Source organism: Burkholderia sp. SCN-KJ (assembly GCF_024656005.1).
GTDB lineage: Bacteria > Pseudomonadota > Gammaproteobacteria > Burkholderiales > Burkholderiaceae > Burkholderia.
Genome location: NZ_JANKOG010000008.1, coordinates 266,684 through 282,719, shown reverse-complemented (window position 1 = coordinate 282,719; position 16,036 = coordinate 266,684). Strand labels below are relative to the sequence as shown.

The 16,036-nt window shown below is 65.6% G+C and carries 19 protein-coding genes; 12 read left to right on the top strand and 7 right to left on the bottom strand.

Annotated features, from left to right (window positions below; all coding sequences use genetic code 11):
* Positions 1 to 51 precede the first annotated feature (51 nt).
* Positions 52 to 1,083 (bottom strand): CDP-6-deoxy-delta-3,4-glucoseen reductase, encoded by a 1,032-nt coding sequence (locus NQV17_RS16190; RefSeq protein WP_257772996.1) that lies wholly within the window; start codon positions 1,081 to 1,083, stop codon positions 52 to 54.
* A 106-nt stretch (positions 1,084 to 1,189) separates the two neighbouring features.
* Between NQV17_RS16190 and NQV17_RS16185 the strand changes: the two genes are divergently transcribed.
* Positions 1,190 to 2,227, top strand: coding sequence for an NAD-dependent epimerase/dehydratase family protein (locus NQV17_RS16185; protein ID WP_257772995.1), 1,038 nt, complete (start codon positions 1,190 to 1,192; stop codon positions 2,225 to 2,227).
* Here the strand turns inward: NQV17_RS16185 and NQV17_RS16180 are convergent.
* Positions 2,210 to 2,398: a hypothetical protein gene (locus tag NQV17_RS16180; RefSeq protein ID WP_257772994.1), complete on the bottom strand. Its 189-nt coding sequence runs from the start codon at positions 2,396 to 2,398 to the stop codon at positions 2,210 to 2,212. The two genes, NQV17_RS16185 and NQV17_RS16180, sit on opposite strands and share 18 nt — an antisense overlap.
* Positions 2,399 to 2,503: 105 nt before the next feature.
* Positions 2,504 to 3,220, bottom strand: a complete 717-nt coding sequence (locus NQV17_RS16175; RefSeq protein ID WP_257772993.1) for a pseudouridine synthase — start codon at positions 3,218 to 3,220, stop codon at positions 2,504 to 2,506.
* A 209-nt stretch (positions 3,221 to 3,429) separates the two neighbouring features.
* Here NQV17_RS16175 and NQV17_RS16170 point away from each other — a divergent pair, with 209 nt between their 5' ends.
* The 3 genes from NQV17_RS16170 to NQV17_RS16160 all read left to right on the top strand — a co-directional run bounded on the left by NQV17_RS16170 (position 3,430) and on the right by NQV17_RS16160 (position 6,015).
* Positions 3,430 to 3,930 (top strand): DinB family protein, encoded by a 501-nt coding sequence (locus NQV17_RS16170; RefSeq protein ID WP_257772992.1) that lies wholly within the window; start codon positions 3,430 to 3,432, stop codon positions 3,928 to 3,930.
* A 192-nt stretch (positions 3,931 to 4,122) separates the two neighbouring features.
* Positions 4,123 to 4,896: an SDR family oxidoreductase gene (locus NQV17_RS16165; RefSeq protein ID WP_257772991.1), complete on the top strand. Its 774-nt coding sequence runs from the start codon at positions 4,123 to 4,125 to the stop codon at positions 4,894 to 4,896.
* Positions 4,897 to 5,085: 189 nt separating this feature from the next.
* A complete protein-coding gene (locus NQV17_RS16160) occupies positions 5,086 to 6,015 on the top strand; it encodes a LysR family transcriptional regulator (protein WP_257772989.1) in 930 nt (309 codons plus the stop codon).
* 125 nt (positions 6,016 to 6,140) lie between these two features.
* Here the strand turns inward: NQV17_RS16160 and NQV17_RS16155 are convergent, their stop codons facing one another.
* Entirely contained in the window at positions 6,141 to 7,028 is an 888-nt protein-coding gene (locus NQV17_RS16155) for a LysR family transcriptional regulator (protein WP_257772988.1), read from the bottom strand.
* A 105-nt stretch (positions 7,029 to 7,133) separates the two neighbouring features.
* On the opposite strand from NQV17_RS16155, the gene NQV17_RS16150 reads away from it, so the two are divergent.
* Positions 7,134 to 8,024, top strand: coding sequence for an alpha/beta fold hydrolase (locus NQV17_RS16150; protein ID WP_257772987.1), 891 nt, complete (start codon positions 7,134 to 7,136; stop codon positions 8,022 to 8,024).
* A gap of 51 nt (positions 8,025 to 8,075) precedes the next feature.
* On the opposite strand, the gene NQV17_RS16145 is transcribed toward NQV17_RS16150, so the two are convergent.
* Together NQV17_RS16145 and NQV17_RS16140 are read right to left on the bottom strand one after the other, a co-directional pair.
* A complete protein-coding gene (locus NQV17_RS16145) occupies positions 8,076 to 8,975 on the bottom strand; it encodes an SDR family oxidoreductase (protein ID WP_257772986.1) in 900 nt (299 codons plus the stop codon).
* A gap of 43 nt (positions 8,976 to 9,018) precedes the next feature.
* Positions 9,019 to 9,756 (bottom strand): SDR family oxidoreductase, encoded by a 738-nt coding sequence (locus NQV17_RS16140; RefSeq protein WP_257772985.1) that lies wholly within the window; start codon positions 9,754 to 9,756, stop codon positions 9,019 to 9,021.
* 119 nt (positions 9,757 to 9,875) lie between these two features.
* Between NQV17_RS16140 and NQV17_RS16135 the strand changes: the two genes are divergently transcribed.
* Entirely contained in the window at positions 9,876 to 10,778 is a 903-nt protein-coding gene (locus NQV17_RS16135; protein WP_257772984.1) for a LysR family transcriptional regulator, read from the top strand.
* A 28-nt stretch (positions 10,779 to 10,806) separates the two neighbouring features.
* On the opposite strand, the gene NQV17_RS16130 is transcribed toward NQV17_RS16135, so the two are convergent.
* A complete protein-coding gene (locus NQV17_RS16130; protein ID WP_257772983.1) occupies positions 10,807 to 10,977 on the bottom strand; it encodes a hypothetical protein in 171 nt (56 codons plus the stop codon).
* Positions 10,978 to 11,322: 345 nt separating this feature from the next.
* Between NQV17_RS16130 and NQV17_RS16125 the strand changes: the two genes are divergently transcribed.
* The 6 genes from NQV17_RS16125 (at position 11,323) to NQV17_RS16100 (ending at position 16,032) form a co-directional block, all read left to right on the top strand.
* Positions 11,323 to 12,285, top strand: coding sequence for a DUF2806 domain-containing protein (locus tag NQV17_RS16125; RefSeq protein WP_257772982.1), 963 nt, complete (start codon positions 11,323 to 11,325; stop codon positions 12,283 to 12,285).
* Between the two features lie 933 nt (positions 12,286 to 13,218).
* Positions 13,219 to 13,803 carry a recombinase family protein gene (locus NQV17_RS16120; protein ID WP_257772981.1) on the top strand — a complete coding sequence of 195 codons (585 nt, stop codon included), beginning with the start codon at positions 13,219 to 13,221 and terminating at the stop codon, positions 13,801 to 13,803.
* Positions 13,804 to 14,003: 200 nt separating this feature from the next.
* On the top strand, positions 14,004 to 14,228 hold the full coding sequence (locus NQV17_RS16115; RefSeq protein ID WP_257772980.1) for a transcriptional regulator: 225 nt from the start codon (positions 14,004 to 14,006) through the stop codon (positions 14,226 to 14,228).
* A 77-nt stretch (positions 14,229 to 14,305) separates the two neighbouring features.
* The gene (locus NQV17_RS16110) at positions 14,306 to 14,521 is read left to right on the top strand and encodes a hypothetical protein (protein ID WP_257772979.1); all 216 of its coding nucleotides are present in this window, start codon (positions 14,306 to 14,308) and stop codon (positions 14,519 to 14,521) included.
* A 559-nt stretch (positions 14,522 to 15,080) separates the two neighbouring features.
* Positions 15,081 to 15,458, top strand: coding sequence for a hypothetical protein (locus NQV17_RS16105; protein WP_257772978.1), 378 nt, complete (start codon positions 15,081 to 15,083; stop codon positions 15,456 to 15,458).
* 46 nt (positions 15,459 to 15,504) lie between these two features.
* Positions 15,505 to 16,032: a hypothetical protein gene (locus tag NQV17_RS16100; protein WP_257772977.1), complete on the top strand. Its 528-nt coding sequence runs from the start codon at positions 15,505 to 15,507 to the stop codon at positions 16,030 to 16,032.
* The last annotated feature ends 4 nt before the right edge of the window (positions 16,033 to 16,036 follow it).

Below are 16,036 nucleotides of genomic sequence, written 5' to 3'. Positions count from 1 at the left end.
CACGGATGTGACACGGCGGCGCGCAGCGGGGCGCGCGGGCGCGCCCGGTGCTCAGACCGGATGCGCGAGATCGGCGGCGCTCGTGAACGAGTCCGCGTAGAACTCGTCGGCCGGCAGTGCGTGGTGCTGCGTGAAGTCGCGCTGGGCGGATTCGACCATCACCGGCGCGCCGCATGCGTACACCTGGTGGCCCGACAGATCGGGCAGGTCCTCGATCACCGCGCGATGGACGAAGCCGGTGCGGCCGGTCCACTGGTCGGCGTCGTCCGGCTCGGACAGCACCGGCACGTACTTGAAGTTCGGGATCTCGCGCGCCCATTGCTCGGCGAGCTCGCCGAGGTAGATGTCCTTCTTGCGGCGTGCGCCCCAGTAGAGCGTCATCGGGCGCGTGATGCCCGAATGCCGGACGTGCTCGACGATCGCCTTGATCGGCGCGAAGCCGGTGCCCGATGCGAGCAGCACGATCGGCTTGTCGGAGTCCTCGCGCAGGAAGAACGTGCCGAGCGGGCCTTCGAAGCGCAGGATGTCGCGCTCCTTCATCGCGCCGAACACGTGGTCGGTGAACTTGCCGCCCGGCATGTGGCGGATGTGCAGCTCGATCGGGCCTTCCTCGTGCGGCGCGTTCGCCATCGAGTAGCTGCGGCGCGAGCCGTCCTTCAGGATGAATTCGACGTACTGGCCCGCGAGGTATTGCAGGCGCTCGTTGGCCGGCAGCTGCAGCTTCACGACCATCACGTCGTCGGCGCGGCGCTCGAGCGCGGCGATCCGGCACGGCAGCTTCTTCACCTGCACGCCGTCGACGCCGGCGATTTCACGCACGTCGATCTCGAGGTCGCATTGCGCCTTCGAGCAGCACAGCAGCGCGAGGCCGCGCGTGCGTTCGTCGTTGGACAATGCCGATGCGGCGTGCGGGCCCTGTTCGATCTGGCCCGACACGATCTGGCCCTTGCAGGAGCCGCACGCGCCGTTCTTGCACCCGTACGGCAGGTGGACGTTCTGGCGCAGCGCCGCCGCCAGCACGGTTTCGTCCGACTCGACCTGGAACTGCCGGCCGCTTTGCTTGAGAGTAACGTTGAATGCCATAGAACCAAATAGAACAAAATGTGGGGACCGTGCATCTCGCGCACGGCAGCTACAATGCAAACCCGTTGCGCGCCGCGCAACGGTGGCTACTGATTTCGCAACCAACATGATCGCGACTCGAATCCTGCGCCGGCCGCGCGCCCTGATCGTCGGCTGCGGCGACGTCGGCTTGCGCTGCGTCGCGCAATGGCGCGACGCGCGCCCCGACCTGCGCATCGTCGCGCTGACGAGCCATCCGGGCCGCCGCGACGAACTGCGCACGGCAGGCGCGACGCCGCTCGTCGGCGACCTCGATCGCCGGGCGACGCTCGGACGTATCGCGGGCCTCGCCCGCACGATCCTGCATCTCGCGCCGCCGCAATCCGACGGCCGCGACGATCGCCGCACCCGCGCGCTGATCGCCGCATTGTCCGTGCCTGCACGGCGGCCGTCCGCACCGGCGGTGTCGTCGGTCGGCCGGCTCCGCACGCTGCGCGCCGCGACCCGACAGGCCGGCGTGCCGGCGCGGGCAGCGCGTATTGTACCCGACGCCCTTCGCGTGCCGACGCTCGTCTACGCCAGTACGACGGGCGTATACGGCGATTGCGGCGGGGCGCGAATCGACGAAACGCAGCCGCTGCGCCCCGCGAATCCGCGCGCGTTCCGGCGCGTCTCGGCCGAGCGTCAGCTGCGGGCGGCGACGGTGCGCGGCGTGCTGTCCGCGCGCATCGTGCGCATTCCCGGCATCTACGCGGCGAACCGGCTGCCGCTCGCGCGGCTCGAGCGCGGCACGCCGGCACTCGACGCGGCCGACGACGTCTACACGAACCACATCCACGCGGACGATCTCGCGGCGATCCTGCGTCGCGCGGCCGTGCGCGGCAAGCCGGCGCGCGCCGTGCACGCGTCGGACGACAGCGAACTGCGGATGGGAGAGTATTTCGACCGGGTCGCACAGGTGTTCGGCCTGCCGCCGCCGCCGCGGATCAGCCGCGCGGACGCCGAGCAGCAACTCGAGCCGGCGCTCCTGTCGTTCATGCGCGAGTCGCGGCGCCTGTCCAATGCGCGGCTCAAGGCCGAATTGTGCGTGACGTTGCGCTATCCGACCGTAGACGAATTCCTTCAAACGCTCGCGCCGCGCGGCGCGTCAGGTCAGCGCCGGTAACGCCTCGATCAGCAGGAAGCACAACAGCGCGCCGATCAGCGCGCCGATCAGGTTCGGATGGTATTTGTGCTTCATGTGCATCGCGGCCAGCAGCCCGCCGATCACGATGGCGCCCACGACCGCGAACGCGATCGTCACGTACGACAGTTCGAAAGAATGGTTGAAGTTCATGATGTCTCCCCTGCATCGCTGCTCGTACAGCTTGTGATTTCAGTATAGCGGGGGATCGTGCGGCCGCGACGCGGCCGGACATCGAACGATCGTGCGGATTTTCCCTTACAGGGTTTTGACGGGATTGCGCAGGGCTGAAAGGTCGTCTTCCTCGAGCCAGCGCCACGCGCCCGGCGCCAGGTCGTCCGGCAGCGTGAACCCGCCGATGCTTTCGCGGTGCAGCGCCTCGACGCGGTTGCTGGCCGCCGCGACCATGCGTTTCACCTGATGATATTTGCCTTCGAGGACGGTCAGCGCGAGCGCGTGCGTGTCGCGCGCGTCGGCGGCGACCGCCGCGATCGGCTTCGGCTCGCCGTGGAGCTGCACGCCGGCGCGCAGCGCGTCCAGCTGGGCGTCGTCGAGCGGGTGGCGCACGGTGGCGACGTAGGTCTTCGGCACCTTGCGCTTCGGCGACGTGTACGCGTGCACGAACTGGCCGTCGTCGGACAGCAGCAGCAGGCCCGTCGTGTCCTGGTCGAGGCGGCCGACGCATTGCACGCCGCGTGCGACGAGCGGCGCGGGCAGCAGGCTGAACACGCTCGCGTGGTGTTGCGGCTCGCGCGAACACTCGTAGCCGGCCGGCTTGTTGAGCGCGAGATATGCGCGGGCGTGGAACGGCCACGCGGTGTCGTCGACCGTGAACACGAGGCCGTCGGTGTCGAACGACGCGTCGGGGTCGGTCGCGCTCGCGCCCGCGACGGTGACGCGGCCCGTTTCGATCAGGCCGCGGCACTGGCGGCGCGAGCCGAAGCCCTGCGTGTAGAGAATGCTTTCGAGATCCATAGCGCGCGCATTCTATCAAGCCACGCGCCGGCGCCGGCACGAACCCGCCCGCGCTGGTAAGCTGCGGAGCGCCGCGCCGCACGTTCCCTCTTCACGGAAGGTGGACTTCGCATGCAAGGAGCGTACGGCTTCAGCGTGAAGTCGCGCCACGACGGCGGCAGGCCCGTACCCGGGCTATTGCCGTCTCCATCCGACACGGAGTTTGCCGCATGAATCCGACGACGCTCGATGCACTCGCCGATTTCCCCCGTCAGCTCGAAGCCCATTTCGCCGCCGTGCCGGACGGCTACGCGCGCTGGACCCCCGACGACTGGAGCGGGATCCCGAGCGAGCATTTCTCGCCGCTCGGGCAGCTCTGCCACGTGCGCGACATCGAAATCGACGGCTACCACGTGCGGCTGCGGCGGATGCTCGACGAAGATCACCCGCTGCTCGTGTCGGTCGACGGCGATGCGCTCGCGATCGAGCGCCGCTACGACGCCGCGTACGCGTCCGACGTGCTCGCGGCGATTCGCGACGCGCGGCGCGAGACGCTCGACCTCGTGTCGCGCCTCACGCCGGAGCAGTTCGCGCGCACCGGCGAGTTCGACGGCTACGGCGTGCTCACCGTGCGCGGCCTGCTCCATTACCTCTGCAGCCACGACCAGCAGCATCTGGCCGGCATGCAGTGGCTGCTCGGCAAGATCGACGCGGCGCTGTACACGCGCTGAACCGCACGGCCCGGCGGCCGTGCATCGTGTCGCGTCGAGCGGATTTCGTCGCGTTCGTCGGCGGGGCAGCCCACCATTCCGGATGCCTGATTGGATCGTTTTTCTAGATAATCCATCCAGCCGTGCCCGGCTGACCGGCACGTCGCGCGTGCCTACACTCCTAGCTTCATTCAACGCAAACAGGAGTCAACCGTGGCTACTCATACGCTCGCAGACAAGGTCGTCCTGATCGCAGGCGGCGCCAAGAATCTCGGCGGGCTGATCGCCCGGGACCTGGCCGGCCACGGTGCGAAGGCGGTGGCGATTCACTACAACAGCGCGGCATCGCAGGCGCAGGCCGAAGAGACGGCCGCCGCCGTGCGCGCGGCCGGCGCGGAAGCCGCGACGTTCCAGGCAGACCTGACGACGGCCGCCGCGGTCGAGAAGCTGTTCGGCGACGCGAAGCAGCGCTTCGGCAAGATCGACATCGCGATCAACACCGTCGGCAAGGTGCTGAAGAAGCCGTTCACCGAAATCACCGAGACCGAGTACGACGAGATGTTCGCGGTGAACAGCAAGTCGGCGTTCTTCTTCATCAAGGAAGCGGGGCGGCACCTCGAGGATCACGGCAAGCTCGTCACGCTCGTGACGTCGCTGCTCGGCGCGTTCACGCCGTTCTATGCGGCCTACGAAGGATCGAAGGCGCCGGTCGAGCACTTCACGCGCGCGGCGTCGAAGGAGTACGGCGCGCGCGGCATCTCGGTGACGGCGGTCGGGCCCGGCCCGATGGATACGCCGTTCTTCTACCCGGCCGAAGGCGCCGACGCGGTCGCGTATCACAAGACGGCCGCCGCGCTGTCGCCGTTCAGCAAGACGGGCCTCACCGACATCGAGGACGTCGTGCCGTTCATCCGTCATCTCGTGACCGACGGCTGGTGGATCACCGGGCAGACGATCCTGATCAACGGCGGCTATACGACCAAGTAATCGACCCGGTAACGGGCCGTGCCGGGGGGCGTCGTGTGCGCGGCGACCCGCAATGGACCGTTTGCATGGACAATGGACGGGCGCGCGGCCACAACGCCGCGCGCCCGTTTCATCTGTGCCGCCGGGATCGGCCGCGACGCGCGGCGCTTGCCGGCCACGGTCGCCCGAACCCACGTTCTCCGCCTGCCGATGGACAAGCTGGATCAGGTCAGAATCTTCCTTCAGGTTGCCGAGATGGGCAGCTTCATCAAGGCCGCGCACGCGCTCGACGTGCCGCGCGCGACCGTGTCGGCCGCCGTCCAGCAGCTCGAGACCGCGCTCGGCACGCGCCTGTTGCACCGTACGACGCGACAGGTCCAGCTGACTGCCGACGGCGCGCTGCTGCTGGAGCGTGGCCGGCGCCTGCTCGCGGAAGCCGACGATCTCGACCGGCTGTTCCGGCGTCGCGATCGCGACGTGATCGGGCGGCTCAACGTCGATGCGCCGAGCCGGATCGCGCGCCGCGTGATCGCCCCCGCGCTGCCGTCGCTGTTTCGCCGCTACCCGAAGCTGCAGCTGTCGCTCGGCTCGACCGACCGCTCGATCGATCTCGTGCAGGAGGGTGTCGACTGCGCGATCCGGGTCGGGCGGCTGGCGGACAGCAGCCTCGTCGTGCGGCCGCTCGGGCAGTTCGCGCTGATCAACTGCGCGAGCCCCGACTACCTGCGCGAATGCGGCGTGCCCGAGCATCCCGATGCGCTTGCGCACGGGCACTGGGCGATCGGCTATGCGTCGCCGACGACCGGCCGCGAGCTTGGCTGGGAATACTGCGCGGACGGCGGGCGGCACACGCTGACGCTGCCGAGCCGCGTGATCGTCAACAACGCTGAAACCTATATCGCGAGTTGCATCGCCGGCATGGGGCTGATCCAGATTCCGCGCTTCGACGTGGTGCATCTGCTCGACAGCGGGGCGCTCGTCGAGGTGATGCCCGGTCATCGGGCCGCGCCGATGGACGTGTCGGCCGTCTATCCGCATCGGCGGCATCGGTCGAGGCGGCTCAATGCGTTCGTCGAGTGGTTCGGCGAGCTGATGGCGGATGCATTGAACGACGCGGGCGCGGCCGGCAGCGGCGACTGAAAGCGGCGGCGTGGCCGCACCCGCGGGCCGTCGGCCATTCGCCGGCCGGTGACGCCGATCGATCGGCGTCGGTGCGGCGCGGCATGCGCGGTACGGCCGGCACGTGCGGCCATCGCGTCGCGCACTCAGGCGGCGAACTGCCGCGTGCGCCCGGTGGCCCGCACCGCGTCGATCAGCGCGGCGCAGGCGCCGTCGGGCTTCGACGCGAACGCGTAAAAGCGCGCGGCCGGCAACGCCGGCAGGCCGTCATTCGCCCCGCATGCGCGCAGGCCGTCGCGCAGCTGGCTGCGCGCGAGCGCCGTGACCGCGAAGCCGGCCAGCGCGGCCGATATGCAGCCGGCCATGCTGGCGCTTTCGAACAGCACGCGAAACGGCCGCAGCGCGGCGGCGAGCGAGGACACCGCGGCTTCCCGGTACACGCACGGCTCCGGAAACAGCGCGAGCGGCACTTCGCCTTCGGCGTCGATTGCCATATCCGACGCGAACGCCCATACCAGTGGTTCTTCCCACATCAGTTCGCCCGGCGCGTCGACCTGCCTGCATTGCTTGCCGAACACGACGTCGAGCCGGCCCAGCGTCTGCTCGCGCAGCAGTGCCGCAGTGATCCCGACCTTCAGTTCGATCGATGTGCGCGGACGACTGTCGCGAAACGTGCGCAGCACCTGCGGCAACCATGCGCCCGCGAAATCCTCCGACGCGCCGACCCGCAGCCGGCCATGCGCCGGCGCGCCGCGCAGCCTCGCGCGCACTTCGCGCTCCAGGTCGACGATGTTGCGCGCGTACGCGTACAGCGTGTCGCCGGCCGGCGTGAGCGCGATGCGGCGCGTCGTGCGCGCGAGCAGCACCGTGCCGGCCGCCTGCTCGAGCCGCTTGATGTGGCCGCTGACCGCGGACGGCGTCAGCGCGAGGCGCTCCGCGGCCGGCGCGAAGCCGCGGCTGTCGACGACTTCGAGGAAGGTGCGCAACAGCGCGATGTCGAGCGCGGTCGACGCGGGATCGGTCAGCGGTTCCATCGGTTGATTCACCACGATATTTGAAGAATGAGTCATGATACGCCGCGAATCGTGATGAGAGACGGGCCTACCATCGGGCATTCAGGCTGACCAACCGGAGTGCACATGACCGCTTACCGCTATGCGACGACCGCGTCGCTCGAACTCGCCTATCTCGAATGGAACCCGCGCGGCGAACGCGTGGCCGTGCTGCTGCACGGCTGGCCGGACAGCCCGGTCGGCTGGGAGGCCGTGGCTCGAACGCTGGCCGCGCGCGGCTACCGCGTGCTCGCGCCCGCGCTGCGCGGTTTCGCGCCGACCCGCTTTCGCGATTCCGCGACGCCGCGCAGCGGCCGGCTCGCGGCGCTTGGCCGCGACCTGCTCGAATTCATCGACGCGCTCGGCATCGAGCGGCCCGTGCTGGTCGGGCACGACTGGGGTGCGCGCGCGGTGGCGAACGCGTGCGGGTTGCGCGACGGCGCGGCCTCGCATCTGGTGATGCTGTCGGTGGGATACGGCACGAACGACCCGGCCCAGCCGTTGTCGCTGCCGCAGGCGCGCAACTACTGGTACCACTGGTTCCTGGCGACGCCGCGCGGCGAGCAGGCGCTGCGCGACGATCGCCGGGCGTTCGCGCGCCTGATGTGGGACACGTGGTCGCCGGCCGGCTGGTACGATGCACGCGACTTCGACACGGCGGCCACCGCGTTCGACGGGCCGGACTGGATCGACGTGGTGCTGCACTCGTACCGTTATCGCTGGGGGTTCGTCGACGGCGGTGCCGCATACGCGGAAGACGAGGCACAGCTGACGCCCGCGCCGGTGTTGTCGGTGCCGACGCTCGTGCTGCACGGCGGCGCGGACGCCTGCAACGGGCCCGAGACTTCGGCCGGGCGCGAGCGGTTCTTCACCGGCCGCTACGAGCGTACCGTGCTCGACGGCGTCGGGCATTTTCCGCAGCGCGAGGCGCCGGCGGTCGTCGCCGACGCGATTCTGCGGTTCTGCGAGTGCGGTTGACGCACCGGCTGGCGCGGCGCGCAAACGGCCCTCAACGTCGCTCGACCTTGCTCAACCGCCGACCCGGGGCGCGAGCAGATCGGCGAGCCCGATATTCCTGAACATTTCGCGGCGGATTCGATCGCCGATGCGGAACACTTCCTCCGCGCCGTCCTGCGACGGATCGACGAATACGCGGTAGGGGCGCTTGCCGGCCGGCGCCGCGACGAGCTCGGCAATCGCCGTCGCGACGGCGCCGGCGTCGGCGTCCGCCGGTTCGAGCGCGGCGAGGCCGCTCAACGCCTGATCGGCGACGCCCGCGTACGGCCCGCTGTCGTAGGCAGCCTGCACGGCGGTATCGGCCGGCTTGCCTGCATGGAGGAAGTGATTCGTGCCGCGGGTGAAAGCGCCCGGCACGACGATCGATGTTTCGATGCCCCAGCGGGCGAGTTCGGCGGCGTAGGACACCGCGAGCGAGTCCATCGCGGCTTTCGCGGCGAAGTAAGGGGCAAGGAACGGCGGGGTGCCGCCGCGCGCCGACGACGACGAAACCCACACGAGCAGACCGCGGCCCTGACGGCGCAGGTGCGGCAGCGCCGCGCGGTTGACGCGCTGGGTCGACACGACGTTGACGTCGTAGAGCTGCGTGAGCTGCTCGGGCGTGAATGCTTCGGCCGGCCCGAACGCCATGTGGCCGGCGTTGTGAATGACGACGTCCAGACGATCGTGGTCGGCGACCACGCGGTCGATTGCTGCGCCGACCGATGCGTCGTCGCTGACGTCGAGTTCGAGGCTGCGCAGGTCGACGCCGTGTTCCTGCGCATAGGCCGCGATGGCGGCGACGCGCGGCGCGTTGCGCCCGGCGCTCTCGCGCATTGATGCGTAGACCGTGTGACCGGCGCGGGCGAGCGCCTGGGCCGTCAGCAAGCCGAAGCCGCTGGACGCGCCGGTGACGAGGACAACTTGCTGCATGAGCGATCTCCTGGAGGAAAGTGAGGCGGCTGCGAGCGGTCCGTCAGCACATCCCGCCGTTGGCGCGGAGGATCTGGCCGTTGATCCACGCGCCGTCCGGGCCGGCGAGGAACGCGACGACGCGCGCGATGTCGTCGGGCTGGCCCAGCCGCTCGAGCGGGTTCAGCTTCGCGAGCCGATCGACCAGCTCGGGGCTCTTGCCCTGCAGGAACAGTTCGGTGGCGACCGGACCCGGCGCGACGGCGTTCACGCGGACACCGCGGCCGCGCATTTCCTGCGCGAGCACCTGCGTGAGGCTTTCGACCGCCGCCTTGCTTGCCACGTACACGCCGTAAGTCGGCATGCGCATGCCGATCACGCTGGTCGACAGGTTGATGATGCGTCCGCCGTCGCGCACGCGCCTTGCCGCTTCGCGGCATACGTTGAACACGCCTTTCACGTTGATGGCGATGGTTTCGTCGAAGAGCGCATCGTCGCAGTCGGCGATCGCCGCCAGCTTCATCACGCCCGCGGAATTGACCACCACATCCAGGCCGCCGAATGCATCGTGGGCGGCGTCGAACAGCGCGGCCACGGCCGCCGGGTCGGCGACGTTCGCCTGCACGGCGACGGCATGGCCGCCGTCGGCGACGATCGCATCGACGACTTCGCGGGCCGGGCCGGCGCTGCCGGCATAGTTGACGACGACCCGGAAGCCGTCCCGCGCGAGCTGGCGGGCGATTTCCGCACCGATGCCGCGCGAGGAGCCCGTGACGAGGGCGACCTGTTCCGATGTGCTCATTTCCTGCTCCTGACGAGGGTTGAATGCCGTTCGATCCGGCGACAGGACTAATGTAGGCTTCTTCGGTCGATAAAAATAATGAATAATGGTCAGTCAATGAATGACTGGAAGTATGTCTTATGGGATTCGACAGCAGGCTGCTCAGCGGTATCGGCGTGCTCTCCGCGGTGATCGAGGCCGGCACCTTCGCGCGGGCCGGCGAGGCGATGGGACTGACTCAGCCGGCGGTGAGCCGCGCCGTCGCGCGACTGGAACAACGCGTCGGCATCCGCATCTTCAACCGGACGGCGCGTGCGATCACGTTGACCGACGAAGGGCGACGCTTTTACGAGGCGGTCGCGCCGCTGCTGGCCGGTATCGAGGAGGCGGCGCTCGACGCCGGCCAGTCGAAGGCGCGCGTGAGGGGGCGGCTGCGCGTGAACGTGGACGGCACGTTCGGCCACTACGTGCTCGCGCCGCGGATGGCGGAATTCCTCGACCGCTTTCCCGACCTGTCGGTCGAGATCAGCGCGCGGGATCGAATGGGCGACCTCGTCGCCGATGGATTCGATGTGGCAGTGCGCTTCGGCGTCCCGGAGCCGTCGTCATATCGTGCGCGACTGCTGCTCGAGACGCGCGTGCTGACCTGCGCGTCGGCCGCGTACGTCGCGCGTCATGGCGAACCGCGACACCCGCGGGATCTCGTGGACGGTCACCGGTGCGTGCTGATTCGCGATCCGGTCACGGGGCGACCGTACGAATGGGAATTTCATCGCGGCAAGGAAGTCGTGCCGGTCGACGTCGCCGGCAGACTGACGGTGAATGACACCGGCGGGTTGCTCGGCGCGTGCGTTGGCGGCGTCGGCATTGCGCAGCTGCTGGAACTCTACGCCCGCGACGTGCTGGCCGAAGGGCGGTTGATCCAGCTGCTGCCGGAATGGGCGGATGAGACGTTCCCGCTTTATGCGTATCACCATGCGTCGAACCTCGTTGCCGCGAAAGTGCGGGTGTTTCTGGATTTCGTCCGCGAGTTGATGGCCTGAGTGCGTCGGGCGGCGGGGCGCCATCGGTTCACTCGGTGCGGTGCGGAATGTTGTCCGGGAACGGGTAGGGCGCGTGCGGCCCCGGCCAGTCGGGCACGGGCGGCTCGCGCAGCAGGTCGCATCCGCCCAGCATGATCGGCAACAGCGCGGCAAGCACGCAGCGGCGGATCGGGCTCGAAAAGAAGACGCGCGTGGACATGAGCGGCCTCCGTGCTTGCGTGTCCTGATGCTTGGACCGCCGGGGACATGCACGCGTTGCGGTGTGCGTTGCGTGTGCCATGCACGCGAGAAAAACAAAAAACCCGCGAAGCGGCAAGCTTGCGCGGGTTTCGAGAGACGCAGCGCATCGACGCTGCGAAATACTGGTGCCCAGGGCCGGACTCTAGGAATCGAACCGTGGGACTCAAAGCCTTATGCCCTAGGCGTGTTGCCGTGGTGGGTTTAAGGAGTTACCACGGAGATTACCACGCCCCCGCAACCCCTTCCGGGGCCGCGAGCTCTTCCGTTAATATGGTGACCGACTGAATTCGGGGAAGAGACCGCCATGTATTTGCCAGATGAGAATCTTGTAATAAAAATGTGGGATTCACTCATTGACAAGGGGATTGGTTCGCTTCTTAAACCGTGGCAGTCGCGCCGCGTTGCGCGCGCAGACCTCGCTAATAGGACGGAAGAGATACTGCTACTGGCTCAAGCTGAGCGTGATGCCACGGACATCCAAGCTGGGACAAAACGGGCCCATCTGGAGGGCGGCAGGGTTCTGTTGCTTGAACAGAATGTAGAGGTCGTGGATGGGCGCGCTGAGCCGCAGTTAAACATACCTCAACTAATTGCGGCTGCGGCTCAGGCACGGGGCGCGCAGGCTGTATTGGATGAAGTGAACGTTGCGAAATCGGTCCTGCACGCTGAGAGGATTCTGATAGGCGACAATACGCCTGTTATAGATAGGCCCCTTGATGGAGACTGGCTAAAGCGCTGGCGTGATAGCGCCGCAAGCATATCGTCCGATGAGCTACAGTCTTTGTGGGGAAAGGTCCTGGCCGAAGAGGTAAAGGCACCAGGAACCTATTCTTTGCGGACGTTGGACTTTCTAAAGAACTTGTCCAGAGATGAAGCGGAGAAAATCCAAGCCATCCGCCCGTACATTGTCAATGGGGTTTTTGTAGCTGGATATGGTCCCATGAGGCCGGCCGGCGGCAGCTACTCCCGTTTTATTGACCTATCCGCAAACCTAGGGCTAATCAGCGAATCCACGCGAATAGGCGTTGTGAAGGTTGTACTGGGGACTCAACGCAGCGACCGATTTCATGCAGAATTGAGAACGAATGGTCAGGTCTTAACCGTGCAAAGCCCCGACGCCGCGAAGGAGTTATGGATACACGCGTATCAACTATCAGCGATGGGTAAGGAGGTATTCACCTTATGCCCGGTATTGCCTGACGCGGAATACCTTGACGCACTGACTAGGCACATTCAAGAACTCGGGTTTGTCGTGTCTGCTGCGTGATGGTGGGATGCGGCCGAAATGTTGCCGACGAAAGCTTCAGCGCCCATCTGATTAGATCGGAAGGTGCAATTTCCCCCCGGTACCCCCTCCGTTTCCATGCGTAGGTCATTTTGGTTGAGGTACCCCGCCGTATTCGATGTTGCATCCCATACGGCGACTCGTAATTTAACGTCGGAGGTAGGGCGGTGAGTACAGGAATCGAGTTGGACAGATGCAAGGGGATGGTGATAACCGGAGCTAGGATTGAAGGCGCTGACTGCGGAATCAAACTTTCGCACTGCACTGAACCGAGCATCGAAGGCTCGGTATTTGTTGATGTAGGTACGGGAATTCAGGCTAATGGCGTCCGAAAGCTCACGGCCCGGAACAATAGCCAGGTGAGCACTACACCGACCATTAAGGCGGGAACGCCCCGAGGTTCTCTCGCATCGAATCTGATTCAGGCATATATAAGCAAGATGTCGCGTAAGGACGGGGCTTAATGGCGATGTTCGATATTAAGGACTCTGAGGGGGTGAACCTTGAGTCAAATTCGACTGACGGGGAGCAGCTGCTCAAGGCTAGGCGGGTTGGATCAGTCACGGCCAAAGGTAACAACGCCGGGAAGCATGTTTACACGGCTCCCCGTCTTTCGTTTCTGAAACGGGTTCATATGTGGGTTGTTGCCAATATCATCGCGATTGCCGTGGGGACTGTCGCAGGGTGTGCTGGAACGCTCTTAGCGCAGTTCCTTACTGCGAAATATGGCCTTCCACATTGAACCCGTGAGGTGCTGAGGAAACGAGACAAAAATGTCAGCTTTAGGTGTACCCCAGCCTGACTGTCAGGCGGTCAGCATAGAGCCGTCAGGATAGGGTAGTTTTCGTTATTTCTTGACATTCCGTCTCCGAGGTCATAGATTCCAACCTGACACATTGACCGCCGGGGAGAGTCATGAGCAAAGGCAAGCACATCGGTTACATCCGAGTCAGCACGGTAGACCAGAGCACGGAGCGCCAGCTTGAGGGCGTGGACCTGGACAAGGTATTCACGGACAAGGCGAGCGGGAAGGACACTGAGCGTCCCCAGCTCCAGGCAGCGCTGGATTACTTGCGCGATGGGGACACGCTGACGGTGCATAGCATGGATCGCCTAGCGCGCAACACTGAGGACCTGCTTAGGATGGTCCGTGAGCTCACCGAGCGGGGCGTTACGGTCCAGTTCGTGAAGGACTCGATGACCTTCTCAGCCGACAAGCGGAACCCTCAGCAAGAGCTCATGATGACCATGCTGGCCGCGTTTGCTCAGTTCGAGCGGTCATTGATCCGCGAGCGTCAGCGCGAGGGCATCGCCATTGCCAAGGCTAACGGGGTGTACAAGGGCCGTAAGCCGTCCCTCAGCCCTGAGCAGGTCTCTACGCTACGCCAGCGGGCAGCGAGCGGGGAGGCTAAGGCAGCCATCGCGAGGGACTTGGGGATTAGCCGTGAGACGCTGTATCAGTACCTCAGGCAGGAACAGCCGAGCGACGCGGCAGCGTAACGCCGGGGATTCAACGAGAGAGGCCGGGGAGCGATTCCCGGCCTTTTTGCTTGGCGGTTGAATAGGCTCCGGAATCGGGAGGGAAAAGGGGCCTCGCTTTCTGAGTACCCTACAGATGCTGATTCATAGCGGTATTCCGTGACACCGGTTTACCCCGGCGCGTAAACTTTCGGTTCCACATCACGAACCGGAAAAACGCCATGACAGACATTACGCAGCCCACCCCGGAGCAAATCTCCAACCTCATCAAGAAACACGGACTCAGCAGACAGGAGGCCGCTGACCTGCTGCACGTATCCAAATTCACCTGGAATGGCTGGGTCTCGCCGGCAGACAACAAGATGTCGCGGGCTATGCCGCTCGCTGCTTGGGAGCTGTTGCTAATCAAGCTGGGTGAACATGGGGTGTTCGGAAGGCTTCCGTGATGCATGCAATGCATGTATAGTTGTCTCCGTGAGCAACGCACCCTGCGGTTAGCCACTTCACCTGACAAGGTCTAAACATGTTCCATATCACCATCAGCCCCCGTCGTTTCTCCCTCAGCATCGACCAGCACGCCGCGTCCATCCGCATCGGCTCCCGTGAATTCCTGCTGCTCCGTGACTACGTTGAGCGCAGCCGTAAGCCCCGCCTGTTGGAAACCTCCCGCGACACTGAAGCCCGTAGCTGGGAGGCGCTGGTGATGCGTCGCTGGTTGGTCTCCAGTTCCCCGGCCTGAGCACCCTGAGCACGGCTGATAGGTCAGCCAGCAGTGCCCCTAGAAGCGCCTCCCGGAAACGGCTGGCGCTTTTTTGTTTCCACTTGGCTGAATCGTAAGCCGGGTAAGGGCTTCAGGGCGGCGCATCCGTCTATCCCCTGACTCTCGCTCTATGCGCCTCTCTAGCCCTTGCCTGATGGGGAAGTGCGGGGATTCGCAGGCTTAAACCCACCTCTAGAAGTTAGACGCGCCTAAACCACCACTCTCGCCTTACTGGCTGGAGGCGGTAGGGCATATCGCCCAGTTAAAAACTCACTCTCGCGAGTAGCCCATCTGATGGCTTCAGCGTGTGGCTGAGCACACCTGTTTTTTGAACTTCCATCCCCTTCGCTTCCATGCCCACCGGGCAGGGCTGGTCGCGTCCATCCTCCGCCCACCATAAGGACCATCTATGACTCCCTCCACGCCTCCATCCGGCTGGCCTCCGGTTTCCCCGTCCGGCCGCATCACGTACCGCCCAGCGACTCCCGAAGATGCCACCGAGCTGGCCCCTAAGCTACGCAAGTCGGACATCGCTGAGATGGCCCTGACCTGGGCCGGTTCGCCAGAGGCCCGCCTTGCGGAGTCCATCCGGGTATCGGCTGAGTCCTGGGCGCTGCTGATCGATGGCCAGATTGAGGCCCTGTTTGGTCTCGTTCGCTATCCGATGGCCAACGTGCCGTGGATGCGCTGTTCCGCTGCTGTTGCGGGTCACACCCGCGAGCTTCTGTCACATGCGCGCGCTTGGCTCGATAGCGTTCGTGCGGCTGATGTGCCGCTGGCCAACACCGTGGCTTCAAACAACGCGGAGGCAATGACGATGCTGGAACACCTGGGCTTTGTCATTGGCGATGTCGCACCTGACCAAGGGCCTCCGGGCAGCTTCCGTTTCTTCTATGAGGTGCCGCGCCGTGTGTGAGCCGACAAGCCTCAGCCTCACCACCATGACCATCGCGAGCATGGCCATGAGTGCCGCTACTGCGGCAGCCAGCTACGTGAGCCAGAGCCAAGCAGCGAAGCGCCAGAGCGACGCCGCTCAAGCCGCCTACGATGCTCAAGTTACTGAGACGAAGAATCAAATGACCCAGCAGAACCAGGCAGCAGCCGAGCAGATGTCAGAGCGGGCTCGCCAAGCGATGATCGAAACGGGTCATCTCCAAGCGCTGGCTGTTGACTCAGGGACCAACGGCGGGGGAAGTAACGACCGCGTAGGTAACGAAGCCAACTTCAACGCTGGCCAGGACATCGCAGCTATGCAGGCCAACTCGTCTTCGCAGCAGCGGCAGATGGTCTCAGCACTTCGCGGCGATTACGCGCAAGCAGCTTCGCGGGTCGCAAGCATCCAACAGCCGAGTCTCATTGGGACTGGTCTCCAGATTGCCGGTGGCGCACTCAACGCATACACCTCCCAAGAATCCATCAAGAACCGCGTTACGGGCGGAATCCCCGGCTCAAACGCATACGGTTTCAAGATGCCTGGGTCATCGACCTAACGAC